Consider the following 14,127-nt stretch of genomic DNA (forward strand, 5'->3'; position numbering starts at 1 on the left):
GCTTTTCGGACAGGTTGACCCAGGGCCGCCGTCCGTCCAATTTCCCGCCCCAAAATTCGGATGCGCCGCATTCCTGCGCGCTGCAATGCAACGACAACCCAAAGGGAGAAGAAGTCGATGGAACGGCTCAAGGGCAAGGTGGCGATGGTGGTGGGCGCGGGATCGATCGGTCCTGGCTGGGGCAATGGCAAGGCGACCGCCGTCACCTTCGCGCGCGAGGGCGCCAGCGTGTTCTGCGTCGATCGCAACGCGGCTGCCGCAAAAGAAACCGTCAGCATTATCACGGGCGAGGGCGGCAAGGCCACCGCCTTCACCGCCGATGTCTCGCGCGAGACCGAGGTCGAGGCGATGGTGGCGGCGTGCCTGAAGGCCTATGGCCGCATCGACGTGCTCGACAACAATGTCGGCATCGCCGAAATGGGCAGCGTCGTCGAGGTGAACGAGGCAAGCTGGGACCACGTTTTCGCGGTCAATCTCAAGAGCGCCTATTTTGCCATGAAGCACGTTATTCCCGTGATGCAGAAGCAGGGTGGCGGCTCGGTCATCAACATCTCGTCGATCGCATCGATTCGCCATCTCGGCATCTCCTACGTCACCTATGGCGCCTCGAAGGCGGCGATGAACCAGATGACGCGCACCACCGCCGTGCAATTCGCGAAAGACCATGTTCGCGTGAACTGCATCCTGCCGGGCCTGATGAAGACGCCGATGGTCGAGCACTCCGCCGGTCTTGCAGCAAGCTATTCGGCCGGCAACGTCGAAGCGATGTGGCGGGCGCGCGATGCGCAGGTGCCGATGGGGCACATGGGCGACGCCTGGGATGTTGCCAATGCGGCGCTGTTTCTCGCTTCGGACGAATCCCGCTATGTCACGGGGATCGAACTGGTGGTCGATGGCGGGATAACGGTGAAGTCGGGCTAGCACTACAACCACTCTCTCGTCGTCCCGGCCAAGCGAAGCGCGAGCCGGTATCCATACGCCGTGTACTGCCGTTTGAAGAAAGGTGGTAGACACACCGCTCGTACGCACAAAGGCCGCGGGGTATGGGTCCCGGCGTTCGCCGGGACGACGACGCTCACCCCCGCGCGCTCAATTCCGCCCAGTCCAGTTCCTCTTCGAGCTGGTGAAACGCATCGTCACCGATTTCCTCGGATTCCCGCAGATTGAGGAGCGATTGCCGGGCGGCGCGAATGGCGCGGCGGCGCAACGGGTCGGCGGGCAGTTCGCCGCTGGCAAGGCCTCCATCGTCCCCGGCGCCGAGCAACAGCGCGCGGTATTCAAGCCGGAGCAGCTCGGCTGCCTCGGATGGATCACCGTCGATTTCATCCAGCGCCGCCCGATAGGCTGCCGCCCGCGCGCGTGCGACTTCCGATGCAACCGGGTTCTCATCCCGCAACCGCAGCGCCGTGATCAGCGGCCGTAGTGTCAGGCCCTGAATCACAAGCGATCCCAGCACCACCGTGAACGCCGTCAGCAGCATCAGATCGCGATATGGAAAGTTTTCGGGCAGTGCGAATGCTGCCGCCAGCGTAACGATGCCGCGCATACCGCACCAGGAGACGACTATGCCGCCCCGAACGGTGGGCGCGGTCATTGGCTGTTTCGAGCGGAAAGCGCGACGCGCGATCACGAGCCGCAGCACCGCGCCGTACGACATCACCCAGGCGATGCGCGTCAGGATCACGATACCGAGCACGGCGGCGGCGACCAGACAATACTTCAACCGCACGGCATCATCGAGCCGTTCCCAAATCGGCCGCAACTGCAACCCGATCAGCACGAATGCCAGCACGTTGAGGACAAAGACGGCGGTTTCCCACACCGCATAGGTGGGCACCCGCAGCCGCGCCGACATCCGCGCCGGTGAGGTGCGCGCGAGCGTGATCGCATAGGCGACGATGGTGAGGATCCCGGACAGGCCGATATGCTCGGCGACGATCCATACCGTGAAGGTGCCGGCGAATTGCGTGATGATCGCGCTCGGTGCTTCCGTGATCCGCTGCGTCAACGGCATCCAAAGCCGAGCACATAGATAGCCAGCCAGTAGGCTTCCGACTAATGCGAACGCGATCGAGGGGGCGTGCTCACTCCATCTGAAATGATGGGCCATCGCGACGCCGACGGCGACGCGATAGACCAACAATGCGCTGGCGTCATTGAGCAGGCTCTCGCCTTCGAGGATCTTGAGCAGACGGTAGGGAAGGTTGACTTGACGCAGGATTGCCGTCGCTGCAGCAGCATCGGGCGGTGCGACGATGGCGCCAAGCGCGGCCGCTGCGGCCCAGGGCATGTCGGGCAGAAGCCAGTGCACCAACACCGCGACCGACGCGGTGGTGAGGCCGACGGCGACGAGGACGAGCGTGGAGACCGGCAGCCAGTTGTTTCGGAGATCGCGCAGCGAGGTGTCGAAAGCCGCATCCAGCAACACCGGCGCCACGAACAGCGCCAGCGCCAGATCCGGCTCCAGTGTCCATTGCGGCCCCGACGGCACGAATGCCAGCAGCATGCCGCCGAGCGCAAGAAATGTCGGGTAGGGTACCTTGAGCCGCCGCGCCAGCGCGGACAGCAGCACCGCGCCAAGCAGCAGCCCGATGATCCATTCAAATGCTTGCAATTCCGGATTCCCTGCCGGCCGAGATCAATGTCGCCATCAATCTAGCACCAAAACCGGCAGGTTTTCCCGGCTGAAGCTTGTCCTTATTCGGAAGATCAGCTCAGCCTGGCAAGTGGTACTAGTCGCTACTGCGCCATCGCCAATATGCCGCCAGCGAAAGAATGCCAGAGCGGCGTGACACTGATCGGCCAGTTCAGGAGTTTTACAGCTATCAGCGCAATGCCGCCGTAGACATAGACCGGATGCGGCCGGCCGCGCGTGCGCCAGTCGAAAATGATGGCGGCCACCAGCAGGAGATAGGCGACGAAGGCCGGCGGGATGGTCACGGGGACCGGCGGCGGGCCGAGCGGACCGGGAGGCGCGAGGAAGGTGAGAAACCAGCGGGCGACCGCGGCGTCCAGTAGCGAAATGCTGGCCAGCAGCATCAGCCGCTTATGGGCTTCGGGCCGCCGGATCGCGGCAATCGCCAGCGCGAACACCACGGCAAAGAACAGAATTCCGCTAAGCGGGACAATCACGAACGAGATTCCTTCGTCGGTCAATCCCGCCGCCGCGGAGCGCTTCATCGCGTTGACCGCGACCAGGAAACCGAAAATCGTCATAGCGGTCGCCAGTGAGACGCCGATCATGCCGATGGTGCGGTGCCGGGCGACTTTGCCTGACGCGGCAAGCCAGCTCTGGAATGCGAAAAAGAGCGACCAGGCGAAAAATAGCAGGCCGTGAAAGTGCACGACGGGCGACGCCGAGAACGATCGCTTCGCCAACGGCAGCCAATAGGTCGGAGCGAAGCCGAGAAAGGCGACGGCCATGCAGGCTAGCGCCATGTAGAAGTAGAAATAGCCTGATTGGGATTGCGCGATGGCGCGCGGCGAATTGAAGTCGATCAATGTGGTCATGGTTGTTGAGTCCGCGAAAACTGCAATAGGTTCACAGCAGATTTTCTCACGGATCGTATTCTTCCGTCTGTGAAGAGAATTACGTTTTCCGCAGGTCACGTTTCGGCCAAAATCCGTTTTTGTGCGAACGGGAAATTTGCAGGCTGCTTGTCGAAAATGCAGGTCGCTTGCTAGGATCGCGTCGCAATAGACAGCGCTTTCCGGATCAATTGATGCGAGGCTATCTCCACATCCGCAGCTTGGTCGTGGCTTCCCTGCTGTCGCTGACGTATGCGCATGATGCATCGGCGACCGGGACCGAGCCGGGCGAGGATATACGCATTGATCCTGCGGCCTGTCTTGCCGCTGGCCTTGCGCATGATCACGACAGGACCGTGCATCTCTGCAGTGCGCTGATCGACAACGCAAAGACCGAAAAGGCCGACCGCATCAAGGCACTGATTGCCCGTGCGACCGCCTATGAGCGCAAGGACATGATCGACCGTGCCATCGCCGATTATGATGGCGTGTTGCGGCTCGATTCGGCGCACGCCGATGTTCACAACGCGCGCGGCGAACTCTGGCGCAAGAAAGGTGATCTGCCCAAGGCGGTGGCCGATTTTGCCGCGGCAATCAAGCTGAACCCGGATCACGTCGTCGCAAGAGCCAACCACCGGGCGCTGGCGCAGGAGGCGGAGCGGCAAGGCGCGCTGAAGGCGGTCGCCGGCAAACCGAGCTTCAACTGTGCCACTGCCCGCCGCAAGGTGGAAAAGGCGATCTGCGACAATCCAGAACTCGCCGATCTCGATCGCGAGGTTCAAGCGGCCTATGTCAGGGCGGCCGCTGGAAAGATGACCCCACAGCAGGCGCGCACGCTGCGGCGAGAACAGCAGGAGTATATCTCCCGGCGCAATGCGGAATACGGCCGGCCCGACTACGATCTGAAAAAGGCCATGCGCGATCGCCTGCAAAAGATTAACGGAATCGTCGGCTACTAGGTCGTTTGGCGGTCAAGCCATTCTTGGCTTGATCTGTCGCGGCTTCCCGTGACAATGCGTTCAAGAAAACTGGCCTGCTTTAGATCCTGGTCAGGGCAGGGCGCCTGGCGCCGCCCATGTCTGGGGCCTGCGGAGCCAAGAATGCGTCGACCGGGAGTGCGCCATGAACATCCAGGACAATAGCCGCTACCACGAGGTCCATGCCCACTCGCTGGCCGATCCGGAAGCATTTTGGGCCGACGCCGCGCGCGAAATCGACTGGATCGAGCCGGCCAAGAAAATCTTCGACCCCTCGATGGGCGCGTATGGTAGCTGGTTCGCCGGAGGGGTGGTCAATACCTGCTACAACGCGCTCGACCGCCATGTCGCGGGCGGACGCGGCGACCAGGTCGCGCTGATCCACGATTCGCCGCTCACCAACACCATCTCGAAATTCACCTATACCGAGATGCTGAAGGAGGTGCAGACGCTCGCCGCCGTGATGGCCGATTTCGGTGTCGTCAAGGGCGACCGCGTCATCCTGTATATGCCGCTGGTGCCGGAAGCGGTGTTTGCGATGCTGGCCTGCGCGCGGATCGGCGCGGTGCACAGTGTCGTGTTCGGCGGCTTTGCCGCCAAAGAGCTCGCAACGCGAATCGATGACGCCAAGCCGAAGCTGATCTTCTCGGCGAGCTGCGGGATCGAGCCCGGCCGCATCGTGCAATACAGGCCGCTGCTCGACGAGGCGATCAAGCTCTCCAGTGTCAAACCGCAGGCCTGCGTCATCCTGCAGCGGCCGCAGCATCCTTGCGAACTCACGACCGGCCGCGATCACGACTGGGCGGCGCTCCGTCGCGCGGCGCTCGACGCCGGCAAGGCCGCGCCGTGCACGCCGGTGCTCGCGACCGATCCGCTCTATATTCTCTACACGTCAGGCACCACGGGAATTCCGAAGGGCGTCGTGCGCGACAATGGCGGACATCTGGTCGTGCTGAAATGGTCGATGTTCAATCTCTATGGCGTCAAGCCCGGCGAGGTCTGGTGGTGCGGCTCCGACATCGGCTGGGTCGTCGGCCACAGCTACATCGTCTACGGCCCGCTGATCCATGGCGCCACCTCGATCATGTATGAGGGCAAACCGATCGGCACGCCCGACGCCGGCGCGTTCTGGCGCGTCATTTCCGAGCACAAGGCCGTCGCCCTATTCACCGCGCCGACCGCGTTCCGCGCCATCCGCAAGGAAGACCCGGACGGCGCCTTCATCCGCAAATACGATCTGTCGAAATTCCGCACGCTGTTCCTGGCCGGCGAGCGCGCCGATCCGCCGACGGTAGAATGGGCAGAAGCGCAGTTGAAAGTGCCTGTCATCGATCACTGGTGGCAGACCGAAACCGGCTGGTGCATCGCCGGCAATCCGGTGGGCCTCGGCATGCTGCCGGTCAAGCACGGCTCGCCGACGGTGCCGATGCCGGGCTATCAGGTCGAGGTGGTCGACGAGGCATCCAAGCCGGTCGCTGCGGGTACCATGGGTTCGATCGTGATCAAGCTGCCGATGCCGCCCGGCTGCCTGCCGACGCTGTGGCAGCAGGATGAGCGCTTCAGGGAAGCCTACCTCACCGAATTCCCCGGCTACTACAAGACCTCGGATGCCGGCTACAAGGACGAGGACGGCTATGTCTGGGTGATGGGCCGTACCGACGATATCATCAACGTCGCCGGCCACCGCCTTTCCACCGGCAGTATGGAGGAAATTCTGGCCTCTCATCCTGATGTCGCCGAATGCGCCGTGCTCGGCATCAAGGACGCGATCAAGGGCGAGGTACCTTGCGGCTTCCTGGTGCTGAAAGCCGGCGTGACGCGAGCTCCGGCCGAGATCGAAAAGGAGATCGTGGCGCTGGTGCGCGAAAAACTTGGTCCCGTCGCAGCCTTCAAGCTGGCGATCACGGTGGGGCGCCTGCCGAAGACGCGCTCGGGAAAAATCCTACGCGGCACCATCAAGAAGATCGCCGACGGCGAAAGCTGGACCATGCCGGCCACCATCGAGGACCCCAAGGTGCTCGACGAAATCGGCGAGGCCCTGAAGGGCAGGGTGTAGGTTCCAACCCACCCGCGCTGTCATGCACGGGCTTGACCCGGGCATCCATCATCGTCAAAGCAGGCTGCCATTATTTCGATGGATTGCCGGCTCATCCCGATCAAGTCGGGGACGCGTGCCCGGCAATGATGAAACCTGGAAGGGACAGAGCATGCGACGTAACCTGCCACTCGCATTCCTCCTCATCGCACCACTGCTCGCGGGTTGCCTCGAACGCGGCCAGCCGACCATGGTCGACACCAGCGCCGATGATGACGCGTTCTGTCGCTCCAACAATGTCGCGCCGGGCTCCAACGACTACGTCATCTGCCGCAAGAACCGCGACGTCCAGCGCGGCAACGCCAACGCCCGCACCGATCGTGCCCAGCGCAATCTCGCCGAGCAGATGCTGAACAATCCGACCAGGCCGTGATCAGGAGGTCCGTATGAACGAAGATGTCTTCAACGTCAGCCTGCGCAAATTTCTCAAGCAAGTCGGCGTCACCTCGCAGCGTGAGATCGAAAAGGCCGTGCGCGATGCCATCGAGTCGGGAAAGCTGAAGGGCCATGAAAAGCTGCCGGCGAAGATGGTTCTCACGATCAGCGGCATCGGCCTGTCGCATGAGATTGACGAGGAGATCGAGCTGGGCTGAGGGTTTCTTCGGGACCCTGCCGTTGCAGGCGCGAAGCCCCTATTGGGGCAGCGCACGGCCGTTGCGCAAAAAAGATACTTTGCAGTAACGGCTTGTCCTGCCACTGCCGCGCACGTTTCGAATCGATGCTATAAGTCGGGCATGGAACAACTTGCAATCAAGCTGCTGGGGTTTGCCGCCGCGACGTGCACAACCCTCGCTTATGCCCCGCAATTCATCAAGGTCTGGAGAACCCGCTCCACCGAGGACATTTCACTGGGCATGTTCCTCGTCATGCTGCTCGGGCTCGTGCTTTGGCTGCTGTACGGCCTGTTTTCCGGTGATGTCCCGCTCATCATCGCCAATGCCATCACGATCGTCCTGGCCGGCGGGATCCTGTTCATGAAGCTGAAATACGGCTGAGCGCCCAAACAAAAACGCGGCAGGTTGCCCCGCCGCGTTCGACATCAGCCGTAGCCGATAGCTTCTACTCTTCCTCGTCCTGCCTCTTGCCGCCGATATTTTTCAGCTTGGCGAACACGGCATCGACGTTGAGGTCGTCCTCCGACTTCTCGCTCGGCTCGAATTCCGGCTCCTTTTTCGTGGTCTCGGAGGCCGGCAGCAGGGTGGCGCCGCCGTAAGCTGCGGGCACCGGCTTTTCCTTCGCTGCGCGCTGCACCTCGAAGTCGAGCTCGATCTGCGAGCACAGGCCGAGCGTCACCGGGTCCATCGGGGTCAGCGTCGAGGCATTCCAGTGGGTGCGGTCGCGGACTGAGGCGATGGTGGTCTTGGTGGTGCCGACCAGGCGCATGATCTGCGCGTCCTTCAGTTCGGGATGGTTGCGGACCAGCCACAGGATCGCGCTCGGCCGCTCGTGGCGGCGCGACACCGGGGTATAGCGCGGGCCCTTCTTCTTGGCGGCCGGCGGCAGCACCACCTTGCTCTCGCCGAGCTTGAGGCGGTAATTCGGGTCCTTTTCGCCCCTTTCGATCTCGTCGCGGGTCAATTGGCCGGTCGAAATCGGGTCCATGCCCTTAATGCCCTGGGCCGCATCGCCGTCGGCGATGGCGCGGACCTCAAGGGGGTGCATTTTGGTGAAATCGGCCACCTGGTCGAAGGTCAAAGCGGTATTATCAACCAGCCACACGGCCGTCGCCTTGGGCATCAGCGGTGCATTGCTCATGGCAAATCTCCTTTGTGCCTCGCCCACCTCTTTCGGAGGCGAAGCCTGTGGTCATCGGTGATGACGGGAATTCAATGCCTATATAGGCCTTCCGGACCCACTGGCGCAATGGTCTGCTAAAGTGCCTTGACACAGGCCGAAAGCAGTCCCAAGTCCTTATCCGAATTGGCCGTTCCCTGCCCGCCGGCAAGGGGTGATTCGGTCCCGAGATAGCGCCCCATGCCAGCCAAACCAGACCTCAGAATCGTGCTTTGTTCTCCCCGCGGCTTCTGCGCCGGGGTGGTGCGGGCCATCGATACCGTGGAGCGGGCGCTCGCCATTTATGGCGCCCCCGTCTATGTCCGGCACGAGATCGTGCATAACCGCTACGTGGTCGACAGCCTGAAGACCAAGGGCGCGATTTTCGTCGAGGAACTCGCCGAAATCCCCGACAATACCAATGCGCCGGTGGTGTTTTCGGCCCACGGGGTTCCCAAATCGGTTCCGGCGGATGCCCGCGCCCGCAATTTCTTCTCGCTGGATGCGACCTGCCCGCTGGTCACCAAGGTGCATCGCGAGGCCGCGATCCACTTCAAGCGCGGCCGTGAAATCCTGCTGATCGGGCATTCGCACCACCCCGAGGTGGTCGGCACGCTCGGCCAGTTGCCGACGGGCGCGGTGACGCTGATCGAAACCGCTGAGGATGCCAAGACGTTCGCGCCGAAGGATCCGAACAACCTCGCTTTCGTGACCCAGACGACGTTGTCGATCGACGACACCGCCGAGATCGTAGCTCTTCTCAAGGAGCGCTTCCCGAACATCAACGGCCCGCACAAGGAAGACATCTGCTACGCCACCACCAACCGCCAGCTCGCGGTGAAGAAGGTGGCGCCGGTGGTCGATGCCCTGATCGTGGTCGGCGCGCCGAACTCGTCGAACTCGCAGCGCCTGCGCGAAGTCGCCGAGCGCGAGGGCTGCCCGGTCTCGGTGCTGGCGCAGCGCGCCTCGGATCTCGACTGGTCGCGCTTCGAGGGCATCAAGAGCCTCGGCATCACGGCGGGCGCGTCCGCGCCGGAAGTGATCGTCGAGGAAATCATGGGCGCCTTCGCCGAGCGGTTCGAATTGCATGTGGAGACGGTGTCGGCCGCGGAGGAGAACGAATTCTTCCCGCTGCCGCGTTCGCTGCGGCCTGAAGCTGCCGCCGAGTAGTCGCGATGGCGGTTTATACCGACGTCGCCGCCGAAGATCTCGCGGATTTCCTCAAGGGCTACGAAATCGGCGAGTTGCTCTCCTACAAGGGCATCGCCGAAGGCGTCGAGAATTCCAATTTTCTGCTGCATACCAGCAAGGGCGCGTTCATCCTCACGCTCTATGAAAAGCGCGTGGCGGTGGACGATTTGCCGTACTTCCTGTCGCTGATGGCGCATCTGGCCGAGCGCGGTTTGCGTTGCCCGCAGCCCGCCCGCAACCGCAAGGGCGAAGTCTACAGCGAACTGGCCGGGCGTCCGGCGGCGATCATCAACTTCCTCGAAGGCATGTGGCCGCGGCGGCCCAACGCCGCCCATTGCACCGGCGTCGGCGAGGCGCTTGCAAAGATGCATCTGGCGGGCGGCGACTTCCCGATGTTCCGCAAGAACCCGCTGTCGGTCGGGGGCTGGCGGCCGCTGTTCGATCTCGCCGCATCGCGCGCCGACAGCGTCGCGCCTGGCTTGCAGGACTTCATCGCGCGCGAGCTCGATCACCTCGAGGCACGCTGGCCGAAAGATCTGCCGCTCGGCGTCATCCACGCCGACCTGTTTCCCGACAATGTCTTCTTCCTCGGCGACAAATTGTCCGGCCTGATCGACTTCCCGTTTTCCTGCAATGACGTCCTGGCCTACGACGTCGCGATCTGCCTGAATGCGTGGTGTTTTGAGCCGGATCATTCGTTCAACGTCACCAAAGCGCGCGCGCTGCTCAACGCCTATGGCCGCGAGCGGCAATTGTCTGATACCGAGCAGGAAGCGCTGCCGCTGCTGGCGCGCGGCTCGGCGCTGCGCTTCCTGCTGACGCGGCTGGTCGATTTTCTCAACGTGCCGCCGGGCGCGCTGGTGAAGCCGAAGGACCCGCTCGAATACGTCCGCAAGCTGCGCTTCCACCAGAGCGTTTCCAGCGTGCGCGATTACGGCCTGACCCAGCCCGGATTTGCCGCTTGAGCGAATTGCCTCACGTGACGGTTTTCACCGACGGCGCCTGCTCGGGCAATCCCGGCCCCGGCGGCTGGGGCGCGATTCTGAGGTTCGGCGACAAAGAGAAGGAACTGAAGGGCGGCGAGCCGCACACCACCAACAACCGCATGGAGCTGATGGCGGCGATCTCCGCGCTGGAAGCGCTGAAGAAACCGTGCGTGGTCGATCTCACCACCGACAGCCAGTACGTTCGCCAGGGCATCAGCGGCTGGATCCATGGCTGGAAGCGGAACGGCTGGCGCACCGCGGACAAGAAGCCGGTCAAGAACGTCGATCTCTGGCAGCGCCTCGACGCCGCGCTGAAACCGCACCAGGTGCGTTGGCACTGGATCAGGGGCCATGCCGGCCACGCCGAAAACGAGCGCGCCGATCAACTCGCGCGCGAGGGCGTGGCGATGGCGAGGTTGCAGGAGAGAGTGGGGAAGTAGGGCCGCATCCTCCCGCTGTCATCACCCGCGAAGGCGGGTGATCCAGTATTCCAGCGACGCTGAGAAATTCGGAGAAGCCGCGGCGTGCTGGATCGCCCGGTCGAGCCGGGCGATGACAGCTTAATTTGCGACGCGCTTCAGCTTACAACTGCCCCAGCAGCGTATCGCCGCCGGAAACTTCGACCTTGCCCGGCGCGGGCTCGAGGTTGAGCTTCTTCACCACGCCGTCTTCCACCAGCATCGAATAGCGCTTGGAGCGGATGCCAAGGCCATTGCCGGAGGCATCGAGCTCCATGCCGATCGCCTTGGTGAAATCAGCATTGCCGTCGGCGAGGAATAAGGCTTCGTCGCGCTGGTCAGTGTCGCGCTTCCACGCATTCATGACGAAGGCGTCGTTGACGGAGACGATGGCGATCGTGTTCACGCCCTTGTCCTTGATGGCATAGGCGTTGAGGAAGATGCTCGGCAGGTGCATCTTGTGGCAGGTGCCGGTATAGGCGCCGGGCACCGCAAACAGCGCCACCTTCTTGCCCTTGAAAATGTCGTCGGTGGTTTTGACCTGCGGGCCTTCCGCCGTCATCACGCGAAACTTGGCTTCCGGCAGCTTGTCGCCAACTTGGATCGTCATCGTCTATTCTCCCTCAATGAGCGGGTTTCTTAGACCGGGCAGGTAGCCGGCACAATATTCGTCAGGCTCGAAACGGCAACGGTCGAGACCGTTCACGCTTGCGTCATCACGGCGAAAAGCCGCCTTCATCGAGGAATGCCTGCTCCTCCGGCGTGGTAGCGCGGCCCAGAAGGTGGTTGCGGTGGGGAAAGCGGCCGAAGCGCCGGATGATATCGGCGTGGTGCTCGGCCCATTTCAGGCTTTCGGTATGGCCGGCCGCACGTGACAGTTCGATGCAGCGCAACTGGTCGCCCAGGTGCTCCGAATGCATGAAAGGCAGATAGAGGAATTCGCGCAAAGCGGGATCGATCCGCGCGTCCACGCCGCGATCGACGGCGCGGTGCGCCACCTCGCGCGCGAGGCGGTCGCTGGCGTAGGTTCTCGCGTCGCCGCGGAACATGTTGCGGGGAAACTGGTCGAGCACGATGACGAGCGCCAGCGCGCCGTCATCGCTCTTTTCCCATGACGATAGCTCGCCGGCCGCCGCTCTCTGCCAAAGGCTGAGAAAGCGCCGGCACACCTCCGCATCGAAAGCGTCGTCGCGTGTGTACCAGCGATCAGGGCCGGCGTCGCGCCAGAAGGCCAGAATGTCGGCTGGCGCGACGTTAGTCTCGGTCATGTCGAGAGGTCCGCGTGCGCCTTACGCCGCGGCCTTCTTCTCGTCGCGCAGTTCGCGGCGCAGGATCTTGCCGACATTGGTCTTTGGCAAATCGGTCCTGAACTCGATCTGCTTGGGGACCTTGTAGGCGGTGAGCTGCGTGGTGCAGTACTTGATGACGTCATCGGCCGAAAGGTTTGGGTCCTTCTTGACGATGAAGGCCTTCACCGCCTCGCCCGACTTCGAATCCGCCACACCGATCACGGCGCATTCGAGCACGCCTGGATGCCCCGCGATCACCTCCTCGATCTCGTTCGGATAGACATTGAAGCCCGAGACCAGGATCATGTCCTTCTTGCGGTCGACGATCTTCGTGTAGCCCCGTTCGTCCATCACGCCGATGTCGCCGGTACGGAAGAAACCGTCCGCGGTCATCACGTTCGCGGTCTCTTCCGGCCGGTTCCAGTAGCCGGCCATCACCTGCGGTCCCTTGGCGCAGATCTCGCCGGGCTGGCCAAGCGGCACTTCCTTGCCTTCGTCGTCGCGGATCGAGATGTAGGTTGACGGCACGGGAATGCCGATCGAGCCGGAGAACTGGTCGGTGTCGGCAGGGTTGCAGGTCAGCACCGGCGAGGTCTCGGACAGGCCATAGCCTTCCGACAGCGCGCAGCCGGTGACCTTCAGCCATTTCTCGGCGACCGGCTTTTGCGTCGCCATGCCGCCGCCGAACGAGGTCTTCAGCTTGGAGAAGTCGACCTTGTCGAAGCCGGGTGCGTTGAGCAGGGCGTTGTAGAGCGTGTTAACCGCTGGGAAGCTGTTGACCTGATACTTCTGCAGCTCCTTGATAAAGCCCGGTATGTCACGCGGATTCGGGATCAGAAGGTTGACGCCGCCGGCCCGCACCGCCATCAGGAAGCACGCCGTCAGTGCGAAGATGTGATAGAGCGGCAGCGCGCAGACGATGAAGAGCTGGTCGACATGGGGCGGCTTCTTCAGCGCCGGCTGCAACCAGGCGTCGTTCTGCAGCACGTTGGCGAGGATGTTCTTGTGCTGCAGCGTCGCGCCCTTAGAGACGCCGGTGGTGCCGCCGGTATATTGCAGGAAAGCGACGTCATCACGCGTGAGCTGCGGCTTGTTGAGCTTCATGCTGCGGCCGGCTGAGAGCGCATCGTTGAACGAGACGGAGCCTGGAAGCGACCACGCCGGCACCATCTTCTTCACCTTGCGCACGACGAGATTGACGATCACGCCCTTGAAGCCGAGCAGGTCGCCCATGCTGCCGACGATCACGTGTTTGACCGAGGTTCTCGCGATTACCTGCTGCACCGTGGTGGCGAAATTCTCCAGCACGATGATCGCTTCGGCGCCGGAATCCTTGAGCTGATGCTCGAGCTCGCGCGGGGTGTAGAGCGGATTGACATTCACCACGGCATATCCCGCGCGCAGCACGGCGGCGGTCGAGACCGGGTATTGCAGCACGTTCGGCATCATCAGCGCGACGCGGGCGCCCTTTTGCAGGCCCTTGCTCTGCAGATAGGCAGCGAGTGCGGCCGACATCTCGTCCATATCGCGGTAGCTGATCGACTTGTCCATGCAGATGAACGCCTTGCGATCGGCGAACTTCTTGAAGCTTTCTTCCAACAGCTCGACCAGCGACGAGTATTGGGTGACGTCGATATCGGCTGGCACGCCGGCCGGATATTGCTTGAGCCAGATCCGCTCCATGGTATCTCCCCTCTGCTTGTTTCCCTGTTTCTCGGCCGGGCATGCCTTGTTTTGGGCAGTATTGTGAATGCCGCCGCCGATGGCAAGCGGCTGCGCGCTCTCGACGCATTCCGGCTATCTGGAATCGTTCAGCCGAACGGCAGGAAA

At 62.8% G+C, this 14,127-nt stretch carries 15 protein-coding genes; 9 read left to right on the top strand and 6 right to left on the bottom strand.

What is annotated here, in order from left to right; all coding sequences use genetic code 11:
- The first annotated feature begins 117 nt into the window (after nucleotides 1-117).
- A complete protein-coding gene (locus tag KJQ96_RS05300; RefSeq protein ID WP_213285643.1) occupies nucleotides 118-921 on the top strand; it encodes an SDR family NAD(P)-dependent oxidoreductase in 804 nt (267 codons plus the stop codon).
- 154 nt (nucleotides 922-1,075) lie between these two features.
- Here KJQ96_RS05300 and KJQ96_RS05305 read toward each other — a convergent pair whose 3' ends face one another.
- Nucleotides 1,076-2,614, bottom strand: a complete 1,539-nt coding sequence (locus KJQ96_RS05305; protein ID WP_213285644.1) for a sodium:proton antiporter — start codon at nucleotides 2,612-2,614, stop codon at nucleotides 1,076-1,078.
- A gap of 125 nt (nucleotides 2,615-2,739) precedes the next feature.
- Nucleotides 2,740-3,510 carry a hypothetical protein gene (locus tag KJQ96_RS05310; RefSeq protein WP_213285645.1) on the bottom strand — a complete coding sequence of 257 codons (771 nt, stop codon included), beginning with the start codon at nucleotides 3,508-3,510 and terminating at the stop codon, nucleotides 2,740-2,742.
- Nucleotides 3,511-3,722: 212 nt separating this feature from the next.
- Between KJQ96_RS05310 and KJQ96_RS05315 the strand changes: the two genes are divergently transcribed.
- The 5 genes from KJQ96_RS05315 to KJQ96_RS05335 all read left to right on the top strand — a co-directional run bounded on the left by KJQ96_RS05315 (nucleotide 3,723) and on the right by KJQ96_RS05335 (nucleotide 7,595).
- Nucleotides 3,723-4,487 carry a tetratricopeptide repeat protein gene (locus KJQ96_RS05315; protein WP_213285646.1) on the top strand — a complete coding sequence of 255 codons (765 nt, stop codon included), beginning with the start codon at nucleotides 3,723-3,725 and terminating at the stop codon, nucleotides 4,485-4,487.
- A gap of 163 nt (nucleotides 4,488-4,650) precedes the next feature.
- Nucleotides 4,651-6,561, top strand: a complete 1,911-nt coding sequence (locus tag KJQ96_RS05320) for a propionyl-CoA synthetase (RefSeq protein WP_213285647.1) — start codon at nucleotides 4,651-4,653, stop codon at nucleotides 6,559-6,561.
- A gap of 151 nt (nucleotides 6,562-6,712) precedes the next feature.
- Nucleotides 6,713-6,973, top strand: coding sequence for a hypothetical protein (locus tag KJQ96_RS05325; protein ID WP_213285648.1), 261 nt, complete (start codon nucleotides 6,713-6,715; stop codon nucleotides 6,971-6,973).
- Nucleotides 6,974-6,986: 13 nt separating this feature from the next.
- Nucleotides 6,987-7,193, top strand: coding sequence for a DUF6494 family protein (locus KJQ96_RS05330; RefSeq protein ID WP_171711722.1), 207 nt, complete (start codon nucleotides 6,987-6,989; stop codon nucleotides 7,191-7,193).
- Nucleotides 7,194-7,334: 141 nt separating this feature from the next.
- Complete coding sequence (locus KJQ96_RS05335) at nucleotides 7,335-7,595, top strand: SemiSWEET transporter (protein ID WP_028348103.1); 261 nt, start codon at nucleotides 7,335-7,337, stop codon at nucleotides 7,593-7,595.
- A gap of 64 nt (nucleotides 7,596-7,659) precedes the next feature.
- On the opposite strand, the gene KJQ96_RS05340 is transcribed toward KJQ96_RS05335, so the two are convergent.
- Nucleotides 7,660-8,355 carry a DUF1013 domain-containing protein gene (locus tag KJQ96_RS05340; protein ID WP_213285649.1) on the bottom strand — a complete coding sequence of 232 codons (696 nt, stop codon included), beginning with the start codon at nucleotides 8,353-8,355 and terminating at the stop codon, nucleotides 7,660-7,662.
- 219 nt (nucleotides 8,356-8,574) lie between these two features.
- Here KJQ96_RS05340 and ispH point away from each other — a divergent pair, with 219 nt between their 5' ends.
- Genes ispH through rnhA form a run of 3 tightly spaced genes read left to right on the top strand, consistent with a single transcriptional unit; the run spans nucleotide 8,575 to nucleotide 10,990 of the window.
- Nucleotides 8,575-9,543 carry a 4-hydroxy-3-methylbut-2-enyl diphosphate reductase gene (gene ispH, locus KJQ96_RS05345; protein WP_028348105.1) on the top strand — a complete coding sequence of 323 codons (969 nt, stop codon included), beginning with the start codon at nucleotides 8,575-8,577 and terminating at the stop codon, nucleotides 9,541-9,543.
- A 5-nt stretch (nucleotides 9,544-9,548) separates the two neighbouring features.
- Nucleotides 9,549-10,529: a homoserine kinase gene (locus KJQ96_RS05350; RefSeq protein ID WP_213285650.1), complete on the top strand. Its 981-nt coding sequence runs from the start codon at nucleotides 9,549-9,551 to the stop codon at nucleotides 10,527-10,529.
- Entirely contained in the window at nucleotides 10,526-10,990 is a 465-nt protein-coding gene (rnhA, locus tag KJQ96_RS05355; protein WP_028348107.1) for a ribonuclease HI, read from the top strand. The genes KJQ96_RS05350 and rnhA overlap by 4 nt, the downstream gene beginning before the upstream one ends.
- A 142-nt stretch (nucleotides 10,991-11,132) precedes the next feature.
- On the opposite strand, the gene KJQ96_RS05360 is transcribed toward rnhA, so the two are convergent.
- From KJQ96_RS05360 to KJQ96_RS05370, 3 genes are all read right to left on the bottom strand, one after another.
- Complete coding sequence (locus tag KJQ96_RS05360; protein ID WP_213285651.1) at nucleotides 11,133-11,618, bottom strand: peroxiredoxin; 486 nt, start codon at nucleotides 11,616-11,618, stop codon at nucleotides 11,133-11,135.
- A 106-nt stretch (nucleotides 11,619-11,724) separates the two neighbouring features.
- On the bottom strand, nucleotides 11,725-12,276 hold the full coding sequence (locus tag KJQ96_RS05365; RefSeq protein WP_213285652.1) for a DUF924 family protein: 552 nt from the start codon (nucleotides 12,274-12,276) through the stop codon (nucleotides 11,725-11,727).
- A gap of 21 nt (nucleotides 12,277-12,297) precedes the next feature.
- Nucleotides 12,298-13,980 carry a long-chain fatty acid--CoA ligase gene (locus KJQ96_RS05370; protein ID WP_213285653.1) on the bottom strand — a complete coding sequence of 561 codons (1,683 nt, stop codon included), beginning with the start codon at nucleotides 13,978-13,980 and terminating at the stop codon, nucleotides 12,298-12,300.
- Nucleotides 13,981-14,127: the final 147 nt, after the last annotated feature.

The organism is Bradyrhizobium sp. sGM-13, from assembly GCF_018398875.1.
Classification (GTDB): domain Bacteria; phylum Pseudomonadota; class Alphaproteobacteria; order Rhizobiales; family Xanthobacteraceae; genus Bradyrhizobium.